The 23,065-nt window shown below is 55.6% G+C and carries 20 protein-coding genes and 1 tRNA gene; 11 read left to right on the top strand and 10 right to left on the bottom strand.

Annotated features, from left to right (window positions below):
- Positions 1 to 44: 44 nt before the first annotated feature.
- Both AC6I8X_RS12770 and AC6I8X_RS12765 read left to right on the top strand, forming a co-directional pair.
- On the top strand, positions 45 to 1,460 hold the full coding sequence (locus AC6I8X_RS12770) for a glutamine synthetase family protein (protein ID WP_299449333.1): 1,416 nt from the start codon (positions 45 to 47) through the stop codon (positions 1,458 to 1,460).
- A 370-nt stretch (positions 1,461 to 1,830) separates the two neighbouring features.
- Positions 1,831 to 3,189 carry an APC family permease gene (locus AC6I8X_RS12765; RefSeq protein WP_299449336.1) on the top strand — a complete coding sequence of 453 codons (1,359 nt, stop codon included), beginning with the start codon at positions 1,831 to 1,833 and terminating at the stop codon, positions 3,187 to 3,189.
- A gap of 116 nt (positions 3,190 to 3,305) precedes the next feature.
- Here the strand turns inward: AC6I8X_RS12765 and sbcB are convergent, their stop codons facing one another.
- The gene (sbcB, locus tag AC6I8X_RS12760; protein WP_497839918.1) at positions 3,306 to 4,727 is read right to left on the bottom strand and encodes an exodeoxyribonuclease I; all 1,422 of its coding nucleotides are present in this window, start codon (positions 4,725 to 4,727) and stop codon (positions 3,306 to 3,308) included.
- A 195-nt stretch (positions 4,728 to 4,922) separates the two neighbouring features.
- On the opposite strand from sbcB, the gene dacD reads away from it, so the two are divergent.
- From dacD to tmaR, 4 genes are all read left to right on the top strand, one after another.
- Positions 4,923 to 6,089, top strand: a complete 1,167-nt coding sequence (gene dacD / locus AC6I8X_RS12755) for a serine-type D-Ala-D-Ala carboxypeptidase DacD (protein ID WP_208617286.1) — start codon at positions 4,923 to 4,925, stop codon at positions 6,087 to 6,089.
- A gap of 53 nt (positions 6,090 to 6,142) precedes the next feature.
- Positions 6,143 to 6,604, top strand: coding sequence for a GyrI-like domain-containing protein (locus AC6I8X_RS12750; RefSeq protein ID WP_299449341.1), 462 nt, complete (start codon positions 6,143 to 6,145; stop codon positions 6,602 to 6,604).
- A 171-nt stretch (positions 6,605 to 6,775) separates the two neighbouring features.
- Positions 6,776 to 7,834 carry an FUSC family protein gene (locus AC6I8X_RS12745; protein ID WP_299449343.1) on the top strand — a complete coding sequence of 353 codons (1,059 nt, stop codon included), beginning with the start codon at positions 6,776 to 6,778 and terminating at the stop codon, positions 7,832 to 7,834.
- A gap of 282 nt (positions 7,835 to 8,116) precedes the next feature.
- A complete protein-coding gene (gene tmaR / locus AC6I8X_RS12740) occupies positions 8,117 to 8,437 on the top strand; it encodes a PTS system regulator TmaR (RefSeq protein WP_013509702.1) in 321 nt (106 codons plus the stop codon).
- Between the two features lie 43 nt (positions 8,438 to 8,480).
- On the opposite strand, the gene AC6I8X_RS12735 is transcribed toward tmaR, so the two are convergent.
- Complete coding sequence (locus tag AC6I8X_RS12735; protein WP_497839917.1) at positions 8,481 to 9,539, bottom strand: LacI family DNA-binding transcriptional regulator; 1,059 nt, start codon at positions 9,537 to 9,539, stop codon at positions 8,481 to 8,483.
- Between the two features lie 99 nt (positions 9,540 to 9,638).
- On the opposite strand from AC6I8X_RS12735, the gene AC6I8X_RS12730 reads away from it, so the two are divergent.
- Positions 9,639 to 10,412 (top strand): YdcF family protein, encoded by a 774-nt coding sequence (locus AC6I8X_RS12730; RefSeq protein ID WP_497839916.1) that lies wholly within the window; start codon positions 9,639 to 9,641, stop codon positions 10,410 to 10,412.
- Between the two features lie 61 nt (positions 10,413 to 10,473).
- On the opposite strand, the gene AC6I8X_RS12725 is transcribed toward AC6I8X_RS12730, so the two are convergent.
- From AC6I8X_RS12725 to AC6I8X_RS12715, 3 genes are read right to left on the bottom strand one after another with little or no spacing between them, the layout of a single operon-like run.
- Positions 10,474 to 11,454, bottom strand: a complete 981-nt coding sequence (locus AC6I8X_RS12725; RefSeq protein ID WP_313684081.1) for an NAD(P)H-quinone oxidoreductase — start codon at positions 11,452 to 11,454, stop codon at positions 10,474 to 10,476.
- A gap of 17 nt (positions 11,455 to 11,471) precedes the next feature.
- Entirely contained in the window at positions 11,472 to 11,804 is a 333-nt protein-coding gene (locus AC6I8X_RS12720) for a carboxymuconolactone decarboxylase family protein (RefSeq protein ID WP_299449354.1), read from the bottom strand.
- Positions 11,805 to 11,814: 10 nt separating this feature from the next.
- Positions 11,815 to 13,254 carry an NAD-dependent succinate-semialdehyde dehydrogenase gene (locus tag AC6I8X_RS12715; protein WP_313684083.1) on the bottom strand — a complete coding sequence of 480 codons (1,440 nt, stop codon included), beginning with the start codon at positions 13,252 to 13,254 and terminating at the stop codon, positions 11,815 to 11,817.
- Positions 13,255 to 13,369: 115 nt separating this feature from the next.
- On the opposite strand from AC6I8X_RS12715, the gene AC6I8X_RS12710 reads away from it, so the two are divergent.
- Entirely contained in the window at positions 13,370 to 14,296 is a 927-nt protein-coding gene (locus AC6I8X_RS12710) for a LysR family transcriptional regulator (protein ID WP_313684085.1), read from the top strand.
- A 20-nt stretch (positions 14,297 to 14,316) separates the two neighbouring features.
- Here AC6I8X_RS12710 and AC6I8X_RS12705 read toward each other — a convergent pair whose 3' ends face one another.
- Positions 14,317 to 15,228 carry a ketopantoate reductase family protein gene (locus AC6I8X_RS12705; protein WP_497839915.1) on the bottom strand — a complete coding sequence of 304 codons (912 nt, stop codon included), beginning with the start codon at positions 15,226 to 15,228 and terminating at the stop codon, positions 14,317 to 14,319.
- A gap of 204 nt (positions 15,229 to 15,432) precedes the next feature.
- Between AC6I8X_RS12705 and fusA the strand changes: the two genes are divergently transcribed.
- Positions 15,433 to 17,529, top strand: coding sequence for an elongation factor G (fusA, locus tag AC6I8X_RS12700; RefSeq protein WP_497839914.1), 2,097 nt, complete (start codon positions 15,433 to 15,435; stop codon positions 17,527 to 17,529).
- Positions 17,530 to 17,531: 2 nt separating this feature from the next.
- Here fusA and AC6I8X_RS12695 read toward each other — a convergent pair whose 3' ends face one another.
- Both AC6I8X_RS12695 and AC6I8X_RS12690 read right to left on the bottom strand, forming a co-directional pair.
- Positions 17,532 to 18,320, bottom strand: a complete 789-nt coding sequence (locus tag AC6I8X_RS12695; RefSeq protein ID WP_497839913.1) for a phosphate/phosphite/phosphonate ABC transporter substrate-binding protein — start codon at positions 18,318 to 18,320, stop codon at positions 17,532 to 17,534.
- Positions 18,313 to 19,284, bottom strand: a complete 972-nt coding sequence (locus tag AC6I8X_RS12690; RefSeq protein ID WP_497839912.1) for a fatty acid desaturase — start codon at positions 19,282 to 19,284, stop codon at positions 18,313 to 18,315. Before AC6I8X_RS12690 ends, AC6I8X_RS12695 begins: the two co-directional genes overlap by 8 nt.
- 217 nt (positions 19,285 to 19,501) lie before the next feature.
- On the opposite strand from AC6I8X_RS12690, the gene AC6I8X_RS12685 reads away from it, so the two are divergent.
- The gene (locus AC6I8X_RS12685; protein ID WP_313689069.1) at positions 19,502 to 20,524 is read left to right on the top strand and encodes an LLM class flavin-dependent oxidoreductase; all 1,023 of its coding nucleotides are present in this window, start codon (positions 19,502 to 19,504) and stop codon (positions 20,522 to 20,524) included.
- Between the two features lie 106 nt (positions 20,525 to 20,630).
- On the opposite strand, the gene AC6I8X_RS12680 is transcribed toward AC6I8X_RS12685, so the two are convergent.
- Positions 20,631 to 20,706 (bottom strand) — tRNA-Asn (locus AC6I8X_RS12680).
- Positions 20,707 to 21,050: 344 nt separating this feature from the next.
- Between AC6I8X_RS12680 and AC6I8X_RS12675 the strand changes: the two genes are divergently transcribed.
- Complete coding sequence (locus tag AC6I8X_RS12675) at positions 21,051 to 22,172, top strand: Gfo/Idh/MocA family protein (RefSeq protein WP_497839911.1); 1,122 nt, start codon at positions 21,051 to 21,053, stop codon at positions 22,170 to 22,172.
- A 63-nt stretch (positions 22,173 to 22,235) separates the two neighbouring features.
- On the opposite strand, the gene AC6I8X_RS12670 is transcribed toward AC6I8X_RS12675, so the two are convergent.
- Complete coding sequence (locus AC6I8X_RS12670) at positions 22,236 to 23,063, bottom strand: glycosyltransferase family 8 protein (RefSeq protein WP_313689073.1); 828 nt, start codon at positions 23,061 to 23,063, stop codon at positions 22,236 to 22,238.
- Positions 23,064 to 23,065 lie beyond the last annotated feature (2 nt).

Genomic DNA, 23,065 nt, shown 5'->3' with positions numbered 1-23,065 from the left:
GAGCATTGCGCAAACCTGACAAACGGTAAAGGGCGGGTGGGATCATGACGAACCTCGTGGAAGTAGAAGACTTCACGCGACATAGTGAAGAGAAGCGAACCAGCGCGTTCCAGCTGGAGGTGAAAACCTGGCTGGAACGCCATCCTGAAACGCAGTATGTCGATATACTTTTAAATGATCTGAATGGGGTATTTCGCGGTAAGCGCATTCCCGTCTCAGCGTTAGCAAAACTGGAAAAGGGCTGTTACTTCCCGGCTTCGGTCTTTGCCATGGATATTCTGGGTAACACCGTCGAAGAGGCCGGACTGGGACAGGCGCTCGGCGAGCCAGACAATATTTGCTTTCCTGTCCTGGGTTCTTTAATGCCCTCCGCTGCCGACCCCCAACGCGTTGCACAACTGCTGCTGACCATGTGCAACCAAGATGGTACTCCCTTTGACGTTGAACCCCGAAATGTCCTCAATCAGCTGTGGCAACAGCTGCGCAATCGTGGATTATTTCCAGTGGTAGCGGTAGAGCTGGAGTTCTATCTGGTCGATAAAAAACGTGATGCGGAAGGCTATATCCAGCCGCCTTGCGCGCCAGGTAGTGATGAACGCAACATGCAAAGCCAGGTCTATTCGGTGGATAACCTCGATCACTTCGCCGACGTGCTGCGTGATATTGACGACCTGGCAAAACAGCAGGGCATTCCGGCGGATGGTGCGCTGGCCGAAGCCTCACCAGGACAATTTGAAATCAACCTGCATCACACGCGTGACGTGCTGAAAGCCTGCGATCACGCCATCCAGCTGAAACGCCTGGTACGTCAGGTGGCGGAAAATCATGGCATGACCGCAACGTTCATGGCGAAGCCCTACGAGGAGTATGCGGGCAGCGGGATGCACGTACATATCAGTATGCTTGATGCGGCCGATCACAACGCCTTCTCGCTGGATGATGGTAGCGATTCACCACTGTTGAAGCGTGCGCTGGCTGGGATGATCGATTTGATGCCGGCTTCCATGGCGTTGCTGGCACCGAATGTGAATGCGTATCGTCGCTTCCTGCCGGATGCTTTTGTACCGCTGCAGGCTTCCTGGGGACATAACAATCGCACGGTCGCGTTACGTATTCCTTGCGGTGATGTGGAAAATCATCGCGTGGAATATCGTGTTGCCGGAGCCGATGCAAATCCTTACCTCGTAGTGTCAACCATTCTTGCCGGTATTCTGCACGGTCTGGACAACGCATTGCCGCTACCGCATCCGGTGAAAGGCAATGGTCATGAGGCGGAGGGGCTGGCGCTGCCGATTCGGCAGAGTGATGCGCTGTATGAATTTGAGAACAGTTATCCGCTGCAAAAAATATTGGGGGAGCGTTTCAGTGCCGTCTGGCATAGCTGCAAACAGTACGAACTGATGCAGTTTGAGCGGCTGATCACCGCAACCGAGATTGACTGGATGCTGAAGAATGCCTGATCGCAGGAAGAATAGCGGCAACATCTTGTATTGAAGCCAGTAATTAAGGCAAAATATGCGCCCTGCAAAATACCAACATAACCGACGCTTATAGCGTCGGTTATTTTTTGCAGAGTGATTTCACCATAATTTAACCGAGGCCGGACACGCATCCGGATAGATAGACACTGAAACACGCGTTGCGCGTGAGATTTTGAGGATACAAAGATGGGGCTGTTTACAACTGCACCAGCGCAGGCTGGTTCTCGCTTTCGTGATGACTACGGCGCTGCGGTAAGCACAAATGCTTATCAACCCACCTCCTGTCGCAATTTGCGCAGTTTCCCTGTGGTACAACCCAGTCCGGTTGTTGCTGTAGGGGGCCTGAACAATGTCGCTTAATACCTCTAGCGCACCACAGCGTGCACACCTGAAAAAATCCCTGACCTTGATCCCGGTGGTCATGATGGGCCTGGCATATATGCAGCCAATGACCCTGTTTGATACCTTTGGCATTGTTTCAGGTCTGACTGACGGCCACGTCGCCACAGCGTATGCGTTTGCGCTGATTGCCATTCTGTTCACTGCTATTAGCTACGGTAAGCTGGTACGCCGCTTCCCATCTGCGGGCTCCGCTTATACCTATGCACAGAAGGCCATCAGCCCACATGTTGGCTTTATGGTGGGCTGGTCATCACTGCTGGACTATCTGTTCATGCCGATGATCAACATCCTGCTGGCAAAAAGCTATTTTGAAACGCTGGTGCCGGGCATTCCGTCGTGGATTTTCGTGGTGTTGCTGGTGGGCTTTATGACGCTCTCCAACCTGCGTGGTATCAAAACCGTTGCTAACTTCAACAGCCTGATTGTGGTGTTGCAGGTTCTGGTGATGATCGGGATTACCGCGATGGTGATCTACGGTGTGGCGCACGGTGTAGGTGCAGGTACGCTGACCAGCTCGAAACCGTTCTGGTCATCTGACGCCCATGTGGTACCGATGATCACCGGTGCGACTATCTTGTGTTTCTCATTCCTTGGCTTTGATGGCATCAGTTCGCTGTCGGAAGAGACCAAAGACGCTGAACGCACCATTCCGCGCGCGATTTTCCTTACCGCGTTGATCGGTGGCGTGATCTTTATTGCGGTGTCTTACTTCCTGCAGCTGTACTTCCCGGATATCTCGCGTTTCCAGAATCCGGATTCCTCTCAGCCGGAAATTATGCTGTTTGTGGCGGGTAAAGCGCTGCAGGTTGGCATCCTGATCTTCTCGGTGGTCACGGTGCTGGCATCTGGCATGGCGGCACACGCGGGCGTTTCCCGTCTGATGTATGTGATGGGGCGTGATGGTGTGTTCCCGGAGCGTTTCTTTGGCTATGTACACCCGAAATGGCGTACCCCGTCACTGAACGTGCTGCTGGTGGGCGCGATTGCATTGCTGGCGATTAACTTCGACCTGGTGACCGCAACGGCACTGATTAACTTCGGTGCGCTGGTAGCGTTTACCTTTGTTAACCTGTCGGTGATTGCGCAGTTCTGGATCCGTGAAAAGCGTAACAAAACGCTGAAAGATCACTTCCACTATCTGGTGTTGCCGGTTCTCGGTGCGATGACCGTCGGCGCACTGTGGATTAACCTGGAAGAGACCTCAATGGTGTTAGGTCTGGTGTGGGCAGCGGTAGGGATTATCTACCTGGCGTTTGTGACCCGCACCTTCCGTAACCCGGTGCCGCAGTACAGCGAAGAAGTTTAAATCAAAGTGGTGCGCGGTAACGCGCACCTTCAGTATGTGTAGCGGCGCGATTTATCGCGCAGGTTTTACCGAAATTGCGCGATAAATCGCACCGCTACGTTATGTCCTGAATGTAATTACGAAACCAGTTCCTGCGCATATAAATACAGCGATTTTAACAATCCCAGCTTTTCGTTATTCCCTTCATGCAAACTCGCCAGTGACTCCAGCTCCAGCAGGAATGCCTGCACACGCTCTGCGTTCAGCGCTTCACGGCGATGCTGTAACCAGCGCTGCTGCTCGGCATCATCCAGCGTGCCCGGAAAGTTGCGCGCCCGGTAGCGGAACAACAGCTTTGCAATGCGCTTATCATCAAAGGTTAAATCCAGCGCGGGCAGATTCTGTGCCGGTGTCTGACGCACGATATTCATTGCTGCCCGGTCGGCATCACTGAAGAAACCGTTATATAACTGCGCATCCACATCATCTGATGGGGTAAACGGCTCGGCTTCTGCAAATAACGTCACTGCTTTTTCCCGCACTTCCGCATGCTGACGCAACAGCGCAAGGTTTGCCAGGCAGGCCTGGCGATCGATATTCAGCCGCTCAGCATCTTCCGGACGCAGGGTGTTGGCCGGGGCCAGCACCGGGCATTTATTGATATGTACCAGTTTGATGGGGACTGCCGCACGATCGCCCAGTTCGCTATGGCGGGTGTACAAGCGTTCGCGCAGTTCATCAGGAGACAGCTCAAGCAGTGGCGTCATGTCCCCGGCCAAATCGGCCACGATCAGCGCGTTACGGTTATCCGGGTGCCATGCCAGCGGCACAATCCAGCTGGTATTACCCCGCGCCGCGCCGAACATCCCTGAAACATGCACCAGCGGCTTCATTTGCGGGATGTCGACAAGCGTCATCAGTTTCTGTTTATTGCGATGGGTAAACAGGAACTCAAACAGTTTCGGTTGCTTCTCTTTGACCAGCTTTGCCATTGCCAGCGTGGCATAGACATCCGACATCGCATCATGCGCCTGCTCGTGCGCCACGCCGTTCGCTTTGGTCAGATGTTCCAGTTTAAAGCTGGGGAAGCCGTCATCATTTTCCGGCCAGATAATGCCTTCCGGGCGCAACGCATAGCAGGCGCGCATCACATCCAGCAAATCCCAGCGCGAGTTACCGTTCTGCCAGCTCCAGCCATAAGGATCGAAGAAATTTCGATAGAAAATGTTGCGGGTGACTTCGTCATCGAAGCGGACATTGTTGTATCCCAGCACGCAGGTCTGCGGCTCGGTAAACAGGCCATGGATACGCTCGGCAAAGGCCGCTTCCGTTACGCCGCGTGCCTGCGCCGTTTGCGGGGTAATGCCGGTGATCATCACGGCTTCAGGTTGCGGCAGATAATCATCTGCTGGCTGGCAATAAAACACCTGCGGTTCACCTATGGCATTGAAATCTTTATCAGTACGCAACCCGGCAAACTGCGCCGGTCGATCCAGCGAGGGACTCTTGCCGAAGGTTTCGTAATCGTGGACTAAAAAGGTGAATTCGGAGGCGGGCACGGCGTTATCCTGGCAATGTAAAATCAACGCACAGAATAGTCGTCCGGCTGGCACAGTACAACCTTCCTCCACCGCTCTGCGCGTCCGCGCGCAGAATTTGTCCTCAGTTCATACTTTTTTTCAATTTATTCAAACCTCTTAAAGGCATTTGCCGTACAAAGTGCGGCGGTAAATTCATTTTTTGAGGAAGAAGTGTTGAAAAGGCGTCTGCTGGTAACTGTATCTGGAATGATTTTTTGGGCATCGCTGGCGCAGGCTGACGACAGCATGCCATTCCCCCTGACGCCTCCGTCGATTGATGCGGCTTCCTGGGTCCTGATGGACGCGACCACCGGGCAGATTCTCACATCCGGGAATCCCGATGAGGAGCGCAACCCGGCCAGTCTCACCAAACTGATGACCGGCTACGTGGTGGATCGGGCGATCGATCAGCACAAAATCACGCGTGACGATGTGGTTACCGTTGGCAAAGATGCCTGGGCTGCCGGCAACCCGGTGTTTAAAGGTTCCTCGCTGATGTTCCTCAAGCCTGGCGATAAGGTGACGGTGCGCGATCTGAGCCGTGGGGTGATTATCGATTCAGGCAACGATGCCTGTGTGGCACTGGCCGATTATGTTGCGGGCAGTCAGCAAAACTTCGTCACCATGATGAACAGCTATGTGCAGAAACTGGGCCTGACGCATACCCACTTTGAAACCGTGCACGGTCTGGATGCGCCAGGTCAGCACACCACCGCACGTGATCTGGCGGTGCTGTCTCGCGCCATTATCAGTGGCGAACCCGATTTCTATGCCATGTACAGTGAGAAAACCCTCACCTGGAACGGTATCACCCAGAACAACCGTAACGGCCTGCTGTGGGATAACAATCTGCACGTTGACGGCCTGAAAACCGGCCATACCGAAACCGCCGGCTTTAACATTATCGCCTCAAATATCATCGGTCAGCATCGTCTGATTGCGGTGATTATGGGGGGTAAAAGCTCGAAAGGACGTGAGGATCAGGCGCGTAAGCTGCTGATCTGGGGTCAGAACAACTTTGACACCGTCCAACTGTTCCATGCAGGCAAGAAGATTGGCACTGAAAACGTTTGGTACGGTAATCCGCATCAGGTGGATGTCGGCACCACCCAGGACATCTATCTGTCGCTGCCGCGTGGCGAAGTGCAGAACGTGAAAGCGAAATACGTTATCGATCGCAAAGATCTGGAAGCGCCTTTGAAGGCCAACGAGCAGGTGGGTGAGATTCAGGTGATGGACAAAGATAAGCAGCTGGCGAGCTATCCGCTCTATGCGCTGACAGCGGTAAATAAAGCCGGGATCGTGACGCGTATTGAAGATTACCTGAAGCAAAAACTGTAAGCATGGTCTAACTTCGGTATCAGCATCCCCATTTGCTGATACCGAGGTGAATCATGAAAACATCTGTCGTTGATCGTCCGGCGCAAAGCTGGGTCGGTTATCGCCTGAAAGGACCCTGGCAGGAAACTGTGCCGCAGGGTTTTGGGCAGCTGAAGGTGTGGGCCGCGCGTCATGGCTTCTCCGGGGAGTGGATGGCCATTTACTATGGAAATCCCCAGCAGTTACCGCCTGAGGAGTTAGAAGTGGAAACTGTGCTTACGGTCCCGGCGGATTTTGCCCTCGCGGCGGGGGACAATATTCAGCACGGTACGCTGGCGGGAGGGTACTACTTCCATACCTGCCGGGAAGTGACCAATAACGACTTCTTCGCTGCCTGGAATGAGTTGTTCGTGCTGTTACAGCAACGCAGTGACTGGCAAATCGATGAACGCCCCTGCTATGAGCATTATCTTTCCGACGGTTCGCAAAGCGGCAACTGGCTGCTCAATATGTATATTCCGGTGCGTCCTTGCTAAAAAAGCGCATGTCGTTACATCTATGTTTCGATTGGGAAAAATGGATGTAGCGCGCATGTTGGTTTTTGTAAGCAGTCGTCAAAAAGTCAGTAAAAATGCGCGTCAGGGCTTAAGCGATCCTGTTTTGCCAGGGTAACATAGCGCGCAAAATTTTCCCGTTCCCGGACCATCATGTTACGCGCTGATAAGCCTATTTCATCCATTGAGTTCTGGCTCTACCGCCATTATCGTGCCGTGCATGGCGTGCGTATCGCCATCGCTTTTGTCCTGAGCTTTTTGTTTGTCCGTCTGACAGAGATCCCGGAAGGAACCTGGCCGCTGATTACGCTGGTGGTAGTGATGGGGCCGATCTCGACCTGGGGAAATGTCTTTCCTCGTGTGGTCCAGCGTATCATTGGCACCTTTGCGGGTGCGGTCTCGGGGCTGATCGCCCTGAAGCTGGAACTGATCTCACTGCCAGTGATGCTGGTCTGGTGTTTTGCGGTGATGGTGGTGTGCGGTTATCTCACCCTTGGCAAACATCCGTATATGGCACTGCTGATAGGCATCACTCTGAGTGTGGTGGTTGGCGCACCGGCTGGGGACTTCACCGTGGCGATGTGGCGCGGCGGGGATGTGATTCTGGGCTCGCTGATGGCACTGATGTTCACCGCCATCTGGGCGCAGCGTGCCTACATTCACTGGCGTATCCAGCTCTCCGATGCCTTTATCAATATGGCGAAAATTCATCACACTGGGTTTTCAGCCAACCTGGTGGATAAACCCCGGCTGAATAAACCGTTTCAAAAACTGCTCACCAGCGTGATCAAAATGCGCGCGTTACTGGAACCCGCCAGCAAAGAGACCCGCATTCCAAAATCGGTGTTTGAAGCGATTCAGACCATAAACCGTAATATGGTTAACACCATGCAGATGCAAATTGATGCGTGGTGGGCGTCACGCGAGAGCCATTATCTGTTACTGAATGCACCCGCGTTACGCCGCACCCAGCAGATGACGGAAAACACCCTGAAGGCACTGGCGGTGCTGATGGTTAAAGGGGAGACGGAACAGGTCACGGCCAACAGCCATGAACTGGGCAATATCATGCAGGAACTGGAGCAACTGATTGCTAACGGCAGCAAGCAGCTGGAGACCACCTCGATTTATGGCTATGTCTGGCTGAGCCTTGAACAGGCTCGCCAGTTGGAGCGAATGACCGATCTGGTACGTCTGGCGTTACGTAAATAGTTTTCGCGGCAATGACTTAATGTGAATCGCCCTTTCTTTGCGCTAAGATAAGTCCCTGTCCGATTTTAGCTGTGAAAATTGCTTACGAGGCTGGCAAGCCGCTAAGCTGAAGATACCCGTCATACTTCAAGTTGCAGGTGCGTTGGCTGCGCTCATTCACCCCAGTCACTTACTTCAGTAAGCTCCTGGGGCTTCATTCTCTTGCCGCCTTCCTGCACCTCGAAGTATTTAGGGTATATGACTATTCCGCCTGCTCAGGCAGGCCTAAAGAAAGGTGCCAACATGGAAAATGCCAAGCAATCATTTCAGGACGTTCTGGAGTTTGTGCGTATGTTTCGTCGTAAAAACAAACTACAGCGCGAAATTACGGACAACGAGAAGAAAATCCGTGATAACCAGAAACGTGTGTTGCTGCTGGATAACCTGAGCGAATACATCAAACCGGGCATGAGCGTTGAGGCGATTCAGGAAATTATCGCCAGCATGCGCGTAGACTATGAAGACCGCGTGGACGAGTACATCATTAAAAACGCGGATCTCTCCAAAGAACGCCGTGAGCTGTCGAAAAAGCTCAAGGCCATGGGTGAACCCAAGCCGCAATAAGTATTCAGGGGCCGAAAGGCCCCTGAATGTTTTTCCGTCGCGATTATTCGCGCAGCAGCCGTCTTGCCAGCACCTGCAACTGTTGCGCCACCTCGGCGATATCTGACTTTTCCTGTTGCGGCGCTGCCGTGGTTTCCCGCACCACCAGCGTGGTTTCCAGTGGCTGCTCGTCGTGGCTCACACCGTCCAGGCGCGCCAGCAGCCGATCAACACTGATTGCACCGAGCTGCTGCAAATCCTGACGCACCGTAGTCAGTGGGGGCTGGTACCAGGCGCTCTCCACCGTGTCATCATAACCAATCACGGCTATCTCAGCGGGAATCTGCACGCCATGCTGATGCAGCGCGCGCATTGCTCCGAGCGCCATCTGATCGTTCGCCACCAGCAGCGCCTGCGGTAGGTGATGCGGTAACTGGCTGAGCAATGCCTGATAACCTGACGCTGCGCTCCAGTCGCCTTCCAGCACGCAACAGGTTGTCAGTCTATGGGCTGCCAGCGCCTGCTGCCACGCCTGAAAGCGTGCGCGCGCAGAGGCTGAACTTGCCGGACCGTTCAGCACCCCAATCTGGCGGTGGCCGAGCGCCACCAGATGATCCACTGCCTGGCGTGCGCCAGATTCACTGCGATACTGACATTGCATGACCCTGGCACTACGCTCAACATCAAGAAACAGGGCAGGTTTATCACCGCATTGCTGCTGAATCTGTTCTGCTGCGCTGGCGTCCAGCGGCAGATTGATTAGCAGTGCATCAACCCGCTGCGCCAGCAGTTCATTGACCGTGTCCTGAGCGCTACCTGAAGCCATGGCAATCACCAGATGGTAGCCAAGTGCTGCGGCACGTTGCTGGATGGCTGAGGCGATCTGCGCCGGTGCCATCAGAGCCAGATCACTGGTTGCCAGCCCCAGCGTGCGGGTGGCTTTGCCAGCCAGCTGCTGCGCCACGCGGTTCGGCACATAGTTTAGCTGCTGCATCGCGGCTTCAACTTTGGCCCTGGTACGGGGAGAAACCTGAGCGGAGCGGTTAAGCACGCGGGAAACGGTTTGGTAGGAAACCCCCGCCAGTTGAGCGACGTCATCGAGGGTTACGGAGCGCGAAGTCATTGAACTCTCCTGAAGATGATAGCGGCGAGTGTAGCAAATTTTTCCCTGTCGGTGTGGTCTTAAGGCGTACACTGCGAGAGATAACCTGAGGAGAACAACATGCAACTCAATAAGGAACACATTCACGATATCAACACGCTGGCGCAGTGGCTGGCGCTGGATCATATGCCGCATCAGGGCACGCTGGAGGCGGACCTGGCCATTCTGGCCGGGCATGCGGTGCTGCCGAATATTGAAGGTGTGGTGGCGCTGGCAAAGAAATACCAGCTGCCGTTATTAATCAGTGGCGGGATTGGTCATTCCACGCCGTTACTGGCACAGATGATGGCTGCTCATCCGCTGTATCGACAGATTGATACCCGGGGCAAAAGCGAGGCCGCCATGCTGGGTGACATTGCGCGCGTCTTTGCGGCATTGCCTGACGATCAGCTGCTGCTGGAAGAAAAATCACGCAACTGCGGAGAAAATGCTGCGTTTAGCCAGCAATTGCTGGATACCGAACAGTGGCAGCCGCAGCGGGTGATTCTGGTGCAGGACCCGTTGATGCAACGTCGTACCTGGGAAACCTTCCGCTGGCAATGGCGCGATCGCGCGGATGCCCCGGAATTTATCAGCTGGCCGGTGTTTACCCCTCAGGTGATTATTGATTCCGGCATGTTGCGTATCACCGGCGCACCGCCGCAGGGATTGTGGTCAATGGAGCGCTTCCTGTCGTTGCTGATGGGTGAAGTACAACGGCTGCGCGATGATGAAAATGGTTATGGGCCGCGTGGCAAAGGATTCTTTGGTCATGTTGAGGTGCCGGAAGCGGTAGAAACCGGATGGCAGCGGCTGATGCGTCTGCCGGGAGTGCAGTCACGCATCACGAGCTAAGAATCTCCAGTTGCGGCGCGAATTATCGCGCCGCGACGGTTTTGACCAGATCGGCATGAGGTTATGCTGTCAACACAATCTTCCCGACGTTAAGACCCTCTTCCATGCGCTGATGGGCGGCACTGGCTTCGGCAAGAGGATAGACACTGTCAATGATAGGCATCAGTCCGTCGTGACCAAACTCTGCCAGCCAGCGATCACGGAAGCGCTGTGACATGGCGTGTTTAACCGCCTGGCTGCGCGATTTCATCACGGTGCCGATAATTTGCAGGTGGCGATACAGCAGCCGATCCAGCGGAATTTTCGCGTTTTCGATGCCGCCCATAATACCAATCTGCACCAGGCGGCCACCGAAGTTGAGCGCATTGACGTTGCGTTCGAAGTAGGGCGCGCCAATGAAGTCGAGGATCAGGTCCACACCGCGATTCTCCGTCAGGCTGGCGACCACCTCGGCAAAGTCTTCATGCACATAATCGATGGCATAATCCGCCCCCATACGGCGTACCAATTGATGGGCGCTGTCCTGGGCTGTGGTAATGACCGTTGCGCCCAGAGCGTGCGCCAGCTGGACCGCCGCACCACCCACGCCACCGGCACCGGCATGGATCAGCACCGTTTCCCCCGCCTGTAATTTGCCCAGGTGGATCAGCGCTTCATTCGCCGTGACAAACACTTCGGTGATGGCGGCGGCCTGAACATAGTTGAGGCTGTCAGGGATGGGCATCGCCATGCGGTAATCAATGCGTGCAACCTCGGCGTAAGCACCCCCGCCGACAATCCCCATCACCCGGTCACCAATGCTAAAGCCGGTAACCTCAGCACCAACCGCAATCACATCCCCGGCAATTTCCAGCCCCATAAGGGTAGAATCACCAAAATCGGGCCGACCATAGCCACCACGGCGATGGGTGAGATCGGCGCGGTTAACGCCTGCGGCGCGGGTACGGACCAGCAGGTCATGAGGGCGAAGTGTGGGTTCCGGCACCTCGCCAAGTTTTAATACCTCTGCCGGTCCAAACTGTTCAAAAGTAATGGCTTTCATCGCGTTATCCTTAAATATCAATTAGCCTGGTCGTCAGCAAAGGTGGCGTTGGCATAAGCCGACGCGGTAATCGCGGCGGGGAAACCGGCGTAGAACGCCAGATGGGTAATCACTGCGCTCAACTCGGTTTTCGTCAGGCCATTTTCGATACCGCGACGTAAGTGCGCGGGCAGCTCATTGGCATGATTCAGGGCGATCAAACAGGCGATGGTGATCAGACTGCGGTCACGCGGGGCCAGATCGGCATCCTTCCAGACTTCTGAATACAGCGGTTGCTCAACGAAATCCGCCAGTTTGGGTGTAAAGGGACGGGCGGCCGCACGCGGGCTGGTGAAATCAATCGGTTTCATGGTTTTCTCCTTAAATCTGGCTGATAAATTTGTTGGTTAAATAATGCCCGATGCCTTCGCTGCCGCCCTCAGAACCGTGGCCGCTTTCTTTCATGCCGCCGAAGGGCAGTTCGGTGGCGATGATGCGGTACTGGTTGATACCGATCATGCCGGCTTCCAGCCCGTCACCCACATCGATAGCGGTGCGTGCATCACGGGTAAAGGCATAGGCGGAGAGCGCATAGGGCAGGCGATTGGCTTCGGCCAGGCCATCTTCCAGCGTGTCAAAAGGGAGCATCACCGCAATCGGACCAAAGGGTTCTTCATGCATGATGCGGGCGCTCATCGGCACATCCGCCAGCACGGTAGGGGCGAAGAAATAGCCGGGGCCGGGGATACGTTTGCCGCCGGTCAGCACTTTGGCGCCCTGGGCAACCGCATCAGCCACCAGTGATTCCATCTTTTCCAGCTGACGTTGATTCGCCAGCGGTCCCACCTGAGTTTCGGCGGCCATGCCGTCGCCAATCACCAGCTGCTCCGTGGCGGCGACAAAGGTGGCGACGAAGCGTTCATAGGCCGGGCGTTGGATCAGGAAACGGGTTGAGGAGATGCAGATCTGACCGGTGCCGCGGAAGCGGTTGGCTGCACCACCGGTGGCGGCGGCATCGATATCGGCATCGGCAAACACCAGCACCGGACCATGTCCACCCAGCTCCAGCGTAATGGGTTTCACCCCTGCGGCGGCACGTTCGGACAGCAGACGACCAATCGGCACCGAACCGGTAAAGGCGACTTTACGAATGATCGGTGATGCAATCAGCTGGGAAGAGACCTGGTCCGGGACGCCAAAGACGATTTGCAGGACCCCTTTAGGTAAACCGGCATCGTCGAGGCAGCGGGCGAGGGCCAGCGCAGTGGACGGGCTTTCTTCTCCGGGCTTGAGAATCACGCTGCATCCTGCGGCCAGTGCGGCGGAAAGTTTGCGCGCCGGAGTGATAGCCGGGAAGTTCCACGGAGTGAAGGCGGCTACCGGACCTATCGCCTGGCGTTTCACCAGCTGTTGTACGCCCGGACGATTGGCCGGGACGACACGGCCATCGATGCGGCGGGCTTCTTCGGCGAACCACTCGAAATATTCAGCGGCGCGCTGGACTTCATCGCGGCTCTCAGTCAGCGGTTTGCCTTCTTCCAGCGTCATTTGTGTGGCGATATGCTCCGCCCGTTCACGCATCAGGTCCGCTGCACGTTTCATAATGCGGGCGCGCTCAGCCGGGACGGTATGACGCCAGACATTGAAGCTGTCCTGTGCGACATCCAGCGCCAGCGCCAGGTCGGCGGCGGTCGCCAGCGGCAGGCGGCCAAGCACGGCACCATTGGCCGGATTGACGACCGGCGCAGTATCGCGATGGTCTGCGGCCAGCCAGGTGCCGTTGATGAACAGGTAAAGTGGATCATAAGTTGGTGTTTGCATGGTCTTCTTCCTCAGATTGATGATGTTTCGATTTGCGTTGAGAAGAAGGTTAAGCCGGGGAGGCTTCGCTGATAAGATGGCTTCTCCCCACAACAGCTATGCAAGAAATGCACAGATGCAATCAGAGAAATTTGCCGAGTTCCTCGGTGTCTTCGTAGACGTGGCACGCGAGAGTAGTTTTTCCGCCGCCGCACGTCGCCGTGGCCGTACGCCATCATCGATTGGCCGTCAGATTGATGCGCTGGAAGCACATCTTGATACACCGTTGTTCCTGCGCTCTACCCGCCATCTGACCCTGACCGATGCGGGCGAGGCGTTGCTGATCCGCGCCAGGCAGATTCTGGACTCACTGGTGGATGTGCAGCAGGAGCTGGCATCGATGAAGGGCGAGGTCACCGGGATCCTGCGTGTGGCCTGCTACCCAACCTTTGGTAAACGTTATGTCCTGCCGGTGATGGGTGAACTGTCGCGTCAGCATCCTGAGCTGCGACTGGAACTGGATTTGACGGAAAGGCTGGCGGACCCGGTCGCAGAACGGCTGGATTTGGTGATCCGCATTGGAGATATGTCCGACAGCACCCTGATTGGCAGCCGCATAGCGTTGCAGACACGGGTATTGTGCGCCAGTCCAGCGTATCTGGCGCAACAGGGGGTCCCAGGTTCGCTGAACGAACTCGCGGGTCATCCGTTAATCGACAAATTACACGGTGCCGACCTGTTGGGCTGGGCCGATGTGCTGGGGCATCCGACACGGGCGGGTAGCACTGCGCCGCTGTTTGGCTGTGATGATTTCGAAGGGATGAGGCTGGCGGCGGTTGAGGGCATGGGGATTGCTTATCTGCCCGACTGGGTAGTCGGGGAAGATATCAAAGCGGGTAAATTACAGCTGCTCTTTCCTGCGTGGTCGGCACAACCGCAGGCGGTTACCGGGATCTATGCGTTGCGCGCGCTACGGCACCCTCCGGCGAGGGTGACGGTGTTTCTCGATGCGCTGCGTGCGTATATTGGCAATCCGGCCATCTGGTCAGTGCTGGAGAGTTAATTTACGTCGCGACGTCTGTGCTATCGATTCTTCAGATACACCTGCAAATTGACATACACCGCATTCAGCAGCGGCGTTACCACGCCGTTGCGCGTGCCACGCACCAGCAAATCGCCGATGATTTGGTCAGCTTCGATGTCATAGCCCTGGGTCAGATCGCGATACATCGATGATGTCATCGCTGCCGCCGGGTTATTCAGCGTCTCAAAAATCTTCGCCGTCACCGCCGGGCGCTCCTGATAGCCTTCTGCGCTGATGACGGACAGCACTTCGCCGAAAACTCCCCGTAATAACGCTTCACCGCCCTGTGAGGTGAGGATCTGCTGGGTATTGCCACGCGCGATACAGCAGACGGCACCGAGGGTACTCAACAGCAGCCACTTTTCCCACATTTCGCTGCCGATGTTATCGGCAAAAACGCTGTCGAACTGCGCACCACTCAGGGCTTCATTCACCCGTTGCAGACGTGCATCGTTGTGACCATCCAGTGCGCCGTAGAACAGGATGTGCAGCGGGGTCATCTGCACCACTTCGCCGTTTTCACCCAAAGTCGCGTTGATTTTGCACAGTCCGCCAATCACCTTATCGCCAAAGCGGCTGCGTAGCGTATCAATATGCCGCATGCCGTTCAGGATCGGCATAATCAGCGTCTCCGGGCCAACCGCAGGGGCGATATCTTCAATCGCCTGTGTCAAACCAAAGCTTTTCACCGTCAGGATAATCAGATCATAAGTGCCGTGCAGCGCACCGGCCTGCACCAGCTGTGGATGCAGGGTCTCGCTGCTGGTGGGGGTTTTCAGTACCAGCCCGCCGTTTTTTAACTGCTGAAAACGGCGCTCGCGCACCAGAAAAGTCACATCACGTCCTGCTTGCGCCAGACGCGCACCGAAATACCCGCCGGTTGCGCCGGCGCCGACTACCAGAATGCGCATGGTTGTGTTTCCCGTTGAGAATGAGACCCCTACCATAAAACGCAGCGGCATGGGATGCCAGTGGTCAAATGCGTATTGATGTAATTGTGGTTGATGAAAAACAGCTCAAACTGTTCGTATTCATTCGTACAATGGGTCTACGCTATATAGCATCAGCGGGCAATGGTGCCCGCTTTTTTCCGTCAAACAGACTAAGGACGCATCATGCCCCGACCGCTACCCATCGAACGTTATCGCAATATCGGCATTTCCGCGCACATCGATGCCGGTAAAACCACCACCACCGAGCGCATCCTGTTTTACACCGGGATGAGCCATAAGCTGGGTGAAGTGCACGATGGCGCGGCAACCACCGACTGGATGGCGCAGGAGCAGGAGCGTGGTATCACCATCACCTCGGCTGCCGTGAGTTGCTACTGGCCGGGTATGGATGGCAGCTTTGCGCCACACCGTATCAACATCATTGATACCCCCGGACACGTCGATTTTACTATTGAAGTGGAACGTTCCATGCGTGTGCTGGATGGCGCGGTGATGGTGTATGACGCTGTTGGCGGCGTGCAGCCGCAGTCAGAAACCGTCTGGCGTCAGGCCAATAAATATCATGTGCCGCGTATTGCCTTCGTCAACAAAATGGACCGGCAGGGTGCGGATTTCTTCCATGTGGTGCAGATGATGAAGGATCGTCTGCACGCTAATCCAGTGCCGATTGTGATCCCGATTGGTGCCGAGGAACACTTTACCGGCGTGGTGGATCTGATCAAAATGCGCGCCATTTCCTGGGATGACGCGACTCAGGGGATGACCTTCAGTTACGCACCTATCCCGGATGATTTGCAGGCCCTGGCGGCGGAGTGGCGCGAAAACATGGTTGCCGCTGCGGCGGAAGCCAGTGAAGCGCTGATGGATGCGTACCTTGAGCAGGGTGATCTGAGCGAGGAGCAGGTGATTGCTGGTCTGCGTCAGCGTACTTTGCAGAACGAGATCCAGCCGATGCTGTGCGGTAGCGCCTTTAAAAACAAAGGGGTGCAACGCATGCTGGATGCGGTGATCGAGCTGATGCCGTCGCCGGTGGATGTGCCACCGGTTGCCGGTGTGGATGAGCGTGGCGAACACGCTGAACGCCATGCCGACGATGACGAACCCTTCTCGGCGCTGGCCTTTAAACTGATGAGCGACCCGTATGTCGGCCAGCTGACCTTTGTCCGCGTTTATTCTGGCGTATTGCGTAAAGGCGACAGCGTGTGGAACGCGGTGAAAGGGCGCAAAGAGCGTATCGGGCGCATTGTACAGATGCAGGCTAACGATCGTATTGAAATTGAAGAGATTCGTGCGGGTGATATCGCTGCCTGTGTCGGCCTGAAAGAGGTGACCACTGGCGAAACCCTGTGTGATCCCAACGCGGTGATCACGCTGGAGCGTATGGAATTCCCGGAACCGGTGATTTCGCTCTCCATCGAGCCGAAAACCAAGAGCGACCAGGAAAAAATGGGGCTGGCATTGCAGCGGCTGGCGGCGGAGGATCCCTCATTCCGCCTGCATACCGATGAAGAGTCAGGTCAGACGATTATTTCCGGCATGGGCGAGCTGCATCTGGAGATCATCGTTGATCGCATGAAGCGCGAGTTTGGCGTCGAAGCCAACATTGGCCGACCGCAGGTGACCTACCGTGAAACCATCCGCAAAACGGTGCGTGATGTGGAAGGGAAGTTTGTGCGTCAGTCAGGCGGTAAAGGCCAGTATGGTCATGTGGTTCTGACGCTGGAACCGCAGCAGGCGGGAGCCGGTTTTGCGTTTGAAGATGCCACTAAAGGCGGGGTTGTACCACGCGAGTTTATTCCTTCGGTAGAGAAGGGGATTCGCGAAGCGCTGAATAGCGGCGTGCTGGCGGGTTATCCGGTGGTGGACATTAAAGCCACTCTGACATTTGGTTCCTACCATGATGTTGACTCGTCGGAAATGGCGTTCCGCATGGCGGCAATTTTTGGCTTTAAGGCGGCAGCAAAACTGGCCGATCCGGTGATCCTCGAACCGGTGATGCAGGTTGAAGTGGAAACTCCGGAAGAGTACGCCGGTAACGTGATGGGGGATCTCTCCTCACGCCGTGGCACGTTGCAGGGGATGGACGAACGTTTTGGCGCACGCATAATCCGCGCTGAAGTGCCGCTGGCGGAGATGTTTGGTTACTCCACCACGCTGCGTTCGATGTCGCAGGGGCGTGCCACCTACAGCATGGAGTTTAATCACTACGCCGAAGCACCGAAAAACGTGGCCGATGCGATCATCGCTTCACGTCATTAAACTTACAGCGCCGTCACGCCCAGCGTGGCGGCCTGTTGTTCCCACTGCAACACCTCATCATAAAAGGCGCGATCTGGCGTGGCGAAACCGCCAATCAAGCTGGCAGTGCACAGTTCCCGATACTTCTCATCCTCCGTCAACTGCGTGAGCGCGGCGCGTAATTGTGCCAGCGTATCCGGGTCGGTCTGTGCCGCGGTGATCAGCGGCAACGCGGCGCACAGTGGCGTCTCGCCAATCCTCGTCAGCCCGGCCAGTTCTCCGGGGAAATTGCGCTGCACCAGCGCCCAGGTGATGCAGTCGATGGCGGCGATGTCGGCCAGGCCCTGACGCAGTGCGGCCAGTGACTGACGATGGCTGCCGCTGAAGTGAGTCTCAGCAAAGAAACGCCCCTGCTGTGCCAGCGGTGCCACCACATAACGCAGCGAGTTGTAGCCGGAGTGCGAATCGTCGCTGTTGCACACCGCGCGGCGACCACGAAAGTCAGCCAGCGACAGCGCCTGATCTTCATCGCGGACCACCAGCCAGCTGCGATAGCGCAGCCCCTCACAACCCGGCGCACTGGACTGAAACGCGCCGACCAGTTGCACCTCCGGCAGCAATTTCACCAGCGGATAACCGCAAGTCTGGCTCAGCAATAAATCGCTGTCACGCCAGTGCGGCAGCAGGTCGCTGTGCCACTCCACGTTTGCCGTGATGCCACGTGCTGCCAGCAGCTGCGCCAGTGCCCCGGCCAGTGCTGCGGTCACGGCATGATTGATATCGTACATCGGCAACGACAAGCGTTTAGTCATCCTGTGCATCCTGGTTGCGGCCCGGATGGGCGTTAACATTGACCGGCCTGGCCCAGAAGCGTCGCAGCCACTCGGCATAACCTGCCGCACGGAACCCCTGGTTACGCTGGAAGTAGCCATCACGGTGCAGCAGGTAAACCCGACGCAGGCCATACCACGGCAGGCCAGGCAGATCGTGATGTACTGAATGATAGTTGAGGTTAAGAAACAGCAAACGCCACGGCAGTGCAGCTTCGTTATTTACCGAGCGGGCCAGCGGTTCCTCTTCAGCCCGATGTTCATAAAAGGATCGGACTTTAGTCAGTGCCAGCGCTGGGTAGCTGACAGCCAGCACAAACCACAGCGGTGAAAAGCCCTGCTGCGCCAGCCAGGTAAACAGCCCAGCCAGCAGGCCAAGGTGAATGATCCACATGGTGATAGCGCGCCCATCGCGCTGGTGGAAAGCGTTCAGCATGGCATGCAGGGTGGCCAGAATATCCAGCAGCGGCCCGAGCAGCAGACGCCCGGGGAAGGTATTACGCAGATGAATGATCCGGCGCTGCCACGGCTGGAGCCGCGCCCAATGTTGTGGTGTCAGGTAATAGCTTTCAGGGTCGTCCTGTGGATCGGTCAGGGTATGGTTGTGATGATGCGCCAGATGCGAATCACGATATAACCCATACGGATACCACACCGCCAGCGGCAGGGTGCCAAACAGCTGGTTAAGGCGTGGCCAGCGCGTGGGGTGGCCATGGATCAGCTCATGCTGCAACGACATATACCAGGTGGTGAAGATAATCAGCAGCAGGGTGGTGGGTAACAGCCCCAGCCGCTGTCCATACCACAAGGTGCCAAACCAGCCGCTATATACCGCCAGGATCAGCAGCCAGGTTGGCAACTCACTGCGCCACAGCCAGCTGCGCTTCAATTGATAAATCTGTTCACGCTGTTGCGCGCTGATATAGGCGGAGGAACCCTGGGTCATGATGGCGGCGTAGTCCTGCTGTGTAATCTCTCCGCCAGACGATGCGGCAAGGTCAAAAAAAAGACAAAGACCTTAATTTTCTTACTTATGTCGAAAAACTTGATGAAGCGGATGAAAACTATTGGCTATCAGTACGGACCGGTCTGACGTAACCTTTCAGCATCGAAACTGACTTGACTTAGCCGGGGCGTAACCCGCCCACGAGGAGAATATTTCCATGAAAAAGATTGGCTTCTTATCCTTTGGTCACTGGACCCCATCATCGCAGTCCGCCACCCGTTCCGCGCAGGATGTACTGCTGCAATCCATCGATCTGGCCGTGGCTGCTGAAGAGTTAGGAGCCGACGGCGCTTATTACCGTGTGCATCACTTTGCCCGTCAGCTGAGTTCGCCATTCCCGCTGCTGGCGGCGGTGGGGGCACGTACCAAAACGATCGAGATTGGTACTGGCGTGATTGATATGCGTTATGAAAACCCGATGTATATGGCGGAAGACGCCGGTGCAGCGGACCTGATTTCTAATGGTCGTCTGCAACTGGGTATCAGCCGTGGTTCGCCGGAGCAGGTGGTCGAAGGTTATCGCTACTTTGGTTATAACCCGAAGGAAGGCGAGAGTGATGCGGATATGGGCCGTCGCCACACCGAGGAGTTTCTTGAGGTGTTGCGTGGAGAAGGTTTTGCCAAACCTAATCCGCAACCGATGTTCCCGAATCCACCGGGCCTGCTGCGTCTGGAGCCGTTTTCAGAAGGGCTACGTGAGCGTATCTGGTGGGGTTCTGGCTCCAATGCGACGGCTATCTGGGCGGCGCAACAGGGGATGAACCTGCAAAGTTCTACGCTGAAAGATGATGAAACCGGCGAGCCGTTCCACATCCAGCAGGCCAAGCAGATTCGTGCTTACCGTGAAGCCTGGCAGGCGGCGGGGCATCAGCATACGCCACGCGTTTCCGTCAGCCGCAGCATTTTTGCGCTGACCAACGATATTGACCGTGCTTATTTCGGTCGCAGCGGTCAGGAACAGGATTCAGTAGGTTTCCTCGATGAGAAAACCCGAGCCATCTTCGGTCGCAGCTATGCGGCGGAACCGGAACAGCTGATCAAACAGCTGGCGCAGGATGAGGCGATTGCTGAAGCCGATACTCTGCTGCTGACCATTCCGAACCAGCTGGGTGTGGATTACTGTGCTCATGTGATGGAAGCGATTCTGACCCACGTCGCACCGGAGCTGGGCTGGCGTTAATTCAGGTAACAGCGCGATTTATCGCGCTGTTTTGACGTTGTCACATTGCTTCACGTCGATACAGGCAAAAAAAAAGCAGCCTTTTCAGGCTGCTTTTCTTCGAATTTGGCTCCTCTGACTGGACTCGAACCAGTGACATACGGATTAACAGTCCGCCGTTCTACCGACTGAACTACAGAGGAATCGTTTGAACGGGGCGCATAGTAACGAGCAGGCAGCGGCTTGTCAAAGCCCTTTTGCACAAATTGTTCTGACTGCTGAATAAAGCATCAGGCTGACCCGCGCGAAACCAGACATCAACAAAACGTCCTGGGAAAATAATGAAATGTAAAATTCATCACAATACTAAATGGGAACAATAGATTGTGATGCCCATCACTAACCATATGAAAAATTACATTCTATTTTGTCGATTTTGTCAGGTCGATCGCATGCATGATCACAGATATTTCATTTCACCATTGTGGATGTACAAGGTGAAATTTATATTCCGGATCACTTCTTCTGTGAACCCAGGATGTGCGCTATGAACAAAGTCAGAATCGGTATGATTGGCAGTGGCTACATTGGACGTTGTCATGCAATTGCCTATGCCCAGGCACCCACGGTTTTTGCGCTGAAAGGTGAAATCGTGCGAGAGATGCTGGCGGAGGTCAATCCGGAGCTGGCAGCAAAACAGGCGGCAACCTTTGGTTTTGCCCGTTCCACCGGCGACTGGCGTGAGCTGGTGCGCGATCCCGCCATTGATGTGGTTGATATCTGCGCCCCCAATTTCCTGCATAAGGAGATGGCGCTGGAAGCGATTCGCCATGGTAAACATGTCTATTCAGAAAAACCGTTATCTCTCTCGGTTGCCGATGCGGAAGAGATGGTGCAGGCCGCCCGGCAGGCAGGTGTCAAAACCCTGGTGGGCTTCAACTACATGAAAAACCCGACCAGCCAGCTGGCGCGTGAAATCATTGCCCGCGGGGAAATTGGTGAGGTGGTGCATTTTTATGGCACCCACAACGAAGATTATCTGGCGAAGCCGGAAACACCACTGGACTGGCACTGCCAGAAAGCGCTGGCCGGACTGGGCGCGCTGGGTGACCTTGCAGCGCATATCGTCAATATGGCGCACTATCTGGTGGGCGATATTGCCGAAGTCAGTGGCGACATGATGACGGTCATCAAACAGCGTCCCGATCCGAAAGACCTGACTCGTTTGTTACCAGTAGAAAATGAAGACCAGGCCAGTGCGTTGCTGCGATTCAAAAACGGCGCGCATGGGGTGTTTGAAACCTCGCGCATCGCCTGCGGTAGCAAAATGGGACTGACCTACGTGGTAACCGGCACCAAAGGCACGCTGCGTTATACCCAGGAGCGTATGGCGGAGCTGGAACTTTATCTCCACGATGACCCGGCCGGTCGCCAAGGTTTTAAAACCATTCTGACCGGGCCTGCTCACCCAGACTATGCCAACTTCTGCGTTTCTGCCGGACATGGCATTGGTTTCAACGATCAGAAAACCGTGGAAATTCGTGACCTGATTAATGGCATCGCGGCAGGCGATCGTATGTGGCCTGATTTTGCCGAAGGGTTACAGGTGCAGAAGGTGCTGGAAGCAGTGGCGGTGTCGGCAGTGGAACGACGTTGGATGACGGTGTAACCCTGGAACGTTAATCGTAGCGGCGCGATAAATCGCGCCGCTACGATCTGAGCAGTTCTGTGGTCACTCTGCTGACATCTGCCACCACAACTTATCCAGTGCATAATACCGGTCGCGTTCCATCTCAGGCTGATACAAATCACGCTTCCAGGGTTTCGTCAGAATGTAATGCAGGTTTTTCACCTCTTGAGACTGCCACATCTGCGGATGCTGAAAAGGTAAGGTTTTCAACGCATTGTAGATATAGGACAGTGGCAGCCAGCGCCCGGCAAAAACCTCATTGAGTAAATCCTGCTCGGAGAAAGGATAACGGCGCAGATCGTCAATCGCGGCGACTTTATCCTGCAACTGCTGAAAAACTGTCATATCGGGCTTCAGTACCAGAAATCCGCCGTTGAGATAACGATCCAGCTCTGGCGGGGGCAGTTGGTGACGCTCCTGCCAGGTATAGTGACAATTCTCCGGCTGCCAGCTGGCCGGGTAACTGGCAATCTGATTCGGGTTACAGCGGCAGGCATGGCAGGCGGCGAGGGCGTAATCACCCATATCAAGGGTGAAAAGCTCGTCCATATTGCGAAGTACCAGCATATCGGCGTCGAGAAAAACCACGCGTTCACAGCCGGTAAGCTCCCAGGCGCGCAGTTTACTCCACACCTCACCAAACTGCGCCGAAGCGTAGTGTTGATCCAAATCGGCACGGGGAGTCAGCGGCGTCACGGGATGGAGCACGCAACCCTCAGTCTGCAACGCTTCACGCGTGGCGACATCAATGGCATCGGTCACCATCACAATCAGTGGCCATTGGGTTGCGCTTTTTTGTAGCGAACGATGCAAAGCTCTCACCCCGACCAGGTAATCGGGTTGTGTTAATAAAGTGACCCAGGCAAACATAC

The organism is Pantoea sp. X-Soil-TKNS-1280 (genome assembly GCF_059730475.1).
This window is presented reverse-complemented; position numbering and strand designations above follow the sequence as displayed.

Excerpts from the sequence above, each read along its gene's own strand:
- AC6I8X_RS12770 (WP_299449333.1), top strand. The coding sequence starts at position 45 with ATGACGAACCTCGTGGAAGTAGAAGACTTCACGCGACATAGTGAAGAG.
- AC6I8X_RS12765 (WP_299449336.1), top strand. The coding sequence starts at position 1,831 with ATGTCGCTTAATACCTCTAGCGCACCACAGCGTGCACACCTGAAAAAA.
- AC6I8X_RS12750 (WP_299449341.1), top strand. The coding sequence starts at position 6,143 with ATGAAAACATCTGTCGTTGATCGTCCGGCGCAAAGCTGGGTCGGTTAT.
- AC6I8X_RS12745 (WP_299449343.1), top strand. The coding sequence starts at position 6,776 with ATGTTACGCGCTGATAAGCCTATTTCATCCATTGAGTTCTGGCTCTAC.
- tmaR (WP_013509702.1), top strand. The coding sequence starts at position 8,117 with ATGGAAAATGCCAAGCAATCATTTCAGGACGTTCTGGAGTTTGTGCGT.
- AC6I8X_RS12735 (WP_497839917.1), bottom strand. The coding sequence starts at position 9,539 with ATGACTTCGCGCTCCGTAACCCTCGATGACGTCGCTCAACTGGCGGGG.
- AC6I8X_RS12730 (WP_497839916.1), top strand. The coding sequence starts at position 9,639 with ATGCAACTCAATAAGGAACACATTCACGATATCAACACGCTGGCGCAG.
- AC6I8X_RS12725 (WP_313684081.1), bottom strand. The coding sequence starts at position 11,454 with ATGAAAGCCATTACTTTTGAACAGTTTGGACCGGCAGAGGTATTAAAA.
- AC6I8X_RS12720 (WP_299449354.1), bottom strand. The coding sequence starts at position 11,804 with ATGAAACCGATTGATTTCACCAGCCCGCGTGCGGCCGCCCGTCCCTTT.
- AC6I8X_RS12715 (WP_313684083.1), bottom strand. The coding sequence starts at position 13,254 with ATGCAAACACCAACTTATGATCCACTTTACCTGTTCATCAACGGCACC.
- AC6I8X_RS12710 (WP_313684085.1), top strand. The coding sequence starts at position 13,370 with ATGCAATCAGAGAAATTTGCCGAGTTCCTCGGTGTCTTCGTAGACGTG.
- AC6I8X_RS12705 (WP_497839915.1), bottom strand. The coding sequence starts at position 15,228 with ATGCGCATTCTGGTAGTCGGCGCCGGCGCAACCGGCGGGTATTTCGGT.
- fusA (WP_497839914.1), top strand. The coding sequence starts at position 15,433 with ATGCCCCGACCGCTACCCATCGAACGTTATCGCAATATCGGCATTTCC.
- AC6I8X_RS12695 (WP_497839913.1), bottom strand. The coding sequence starts at position 18,320 with ATGACTAAACGCTTGTCGTTGCCGATGTACGATATCAATCATGCCGTG.
- AC6I8X_RS12690 (WP_497839912.1), bottom strand. The coding sequence starts at position 19,284 with ATGACCCAGGGTTCCTCCGCCTATATCAGCGCGCAACAGCGTGAACAG.
- AC6I8X_RS12685 (WP_313689069.1), top strand. The coding sequence starts at position 19,502 with ATGAAAAAGATTGGCTTCTTATCCTTTGGTCACTGGACCCCATCATCG.
- AC6I8X_RS12675 (WP_497839911.1), top strand. The coding sequence starts at position 21,051 with ATGAACAAAGTCAGAATCGGTATGATTGGCAGTGGCTACATTGGACGT.
- AC6I8X_RS12670 (WP_313689073.1), bottom strand. The coding sequence starts at position 23,063 with ATGTTTGCCTGGGTCACTTTATTAACACAACCCGATTACCTGGTCGGG.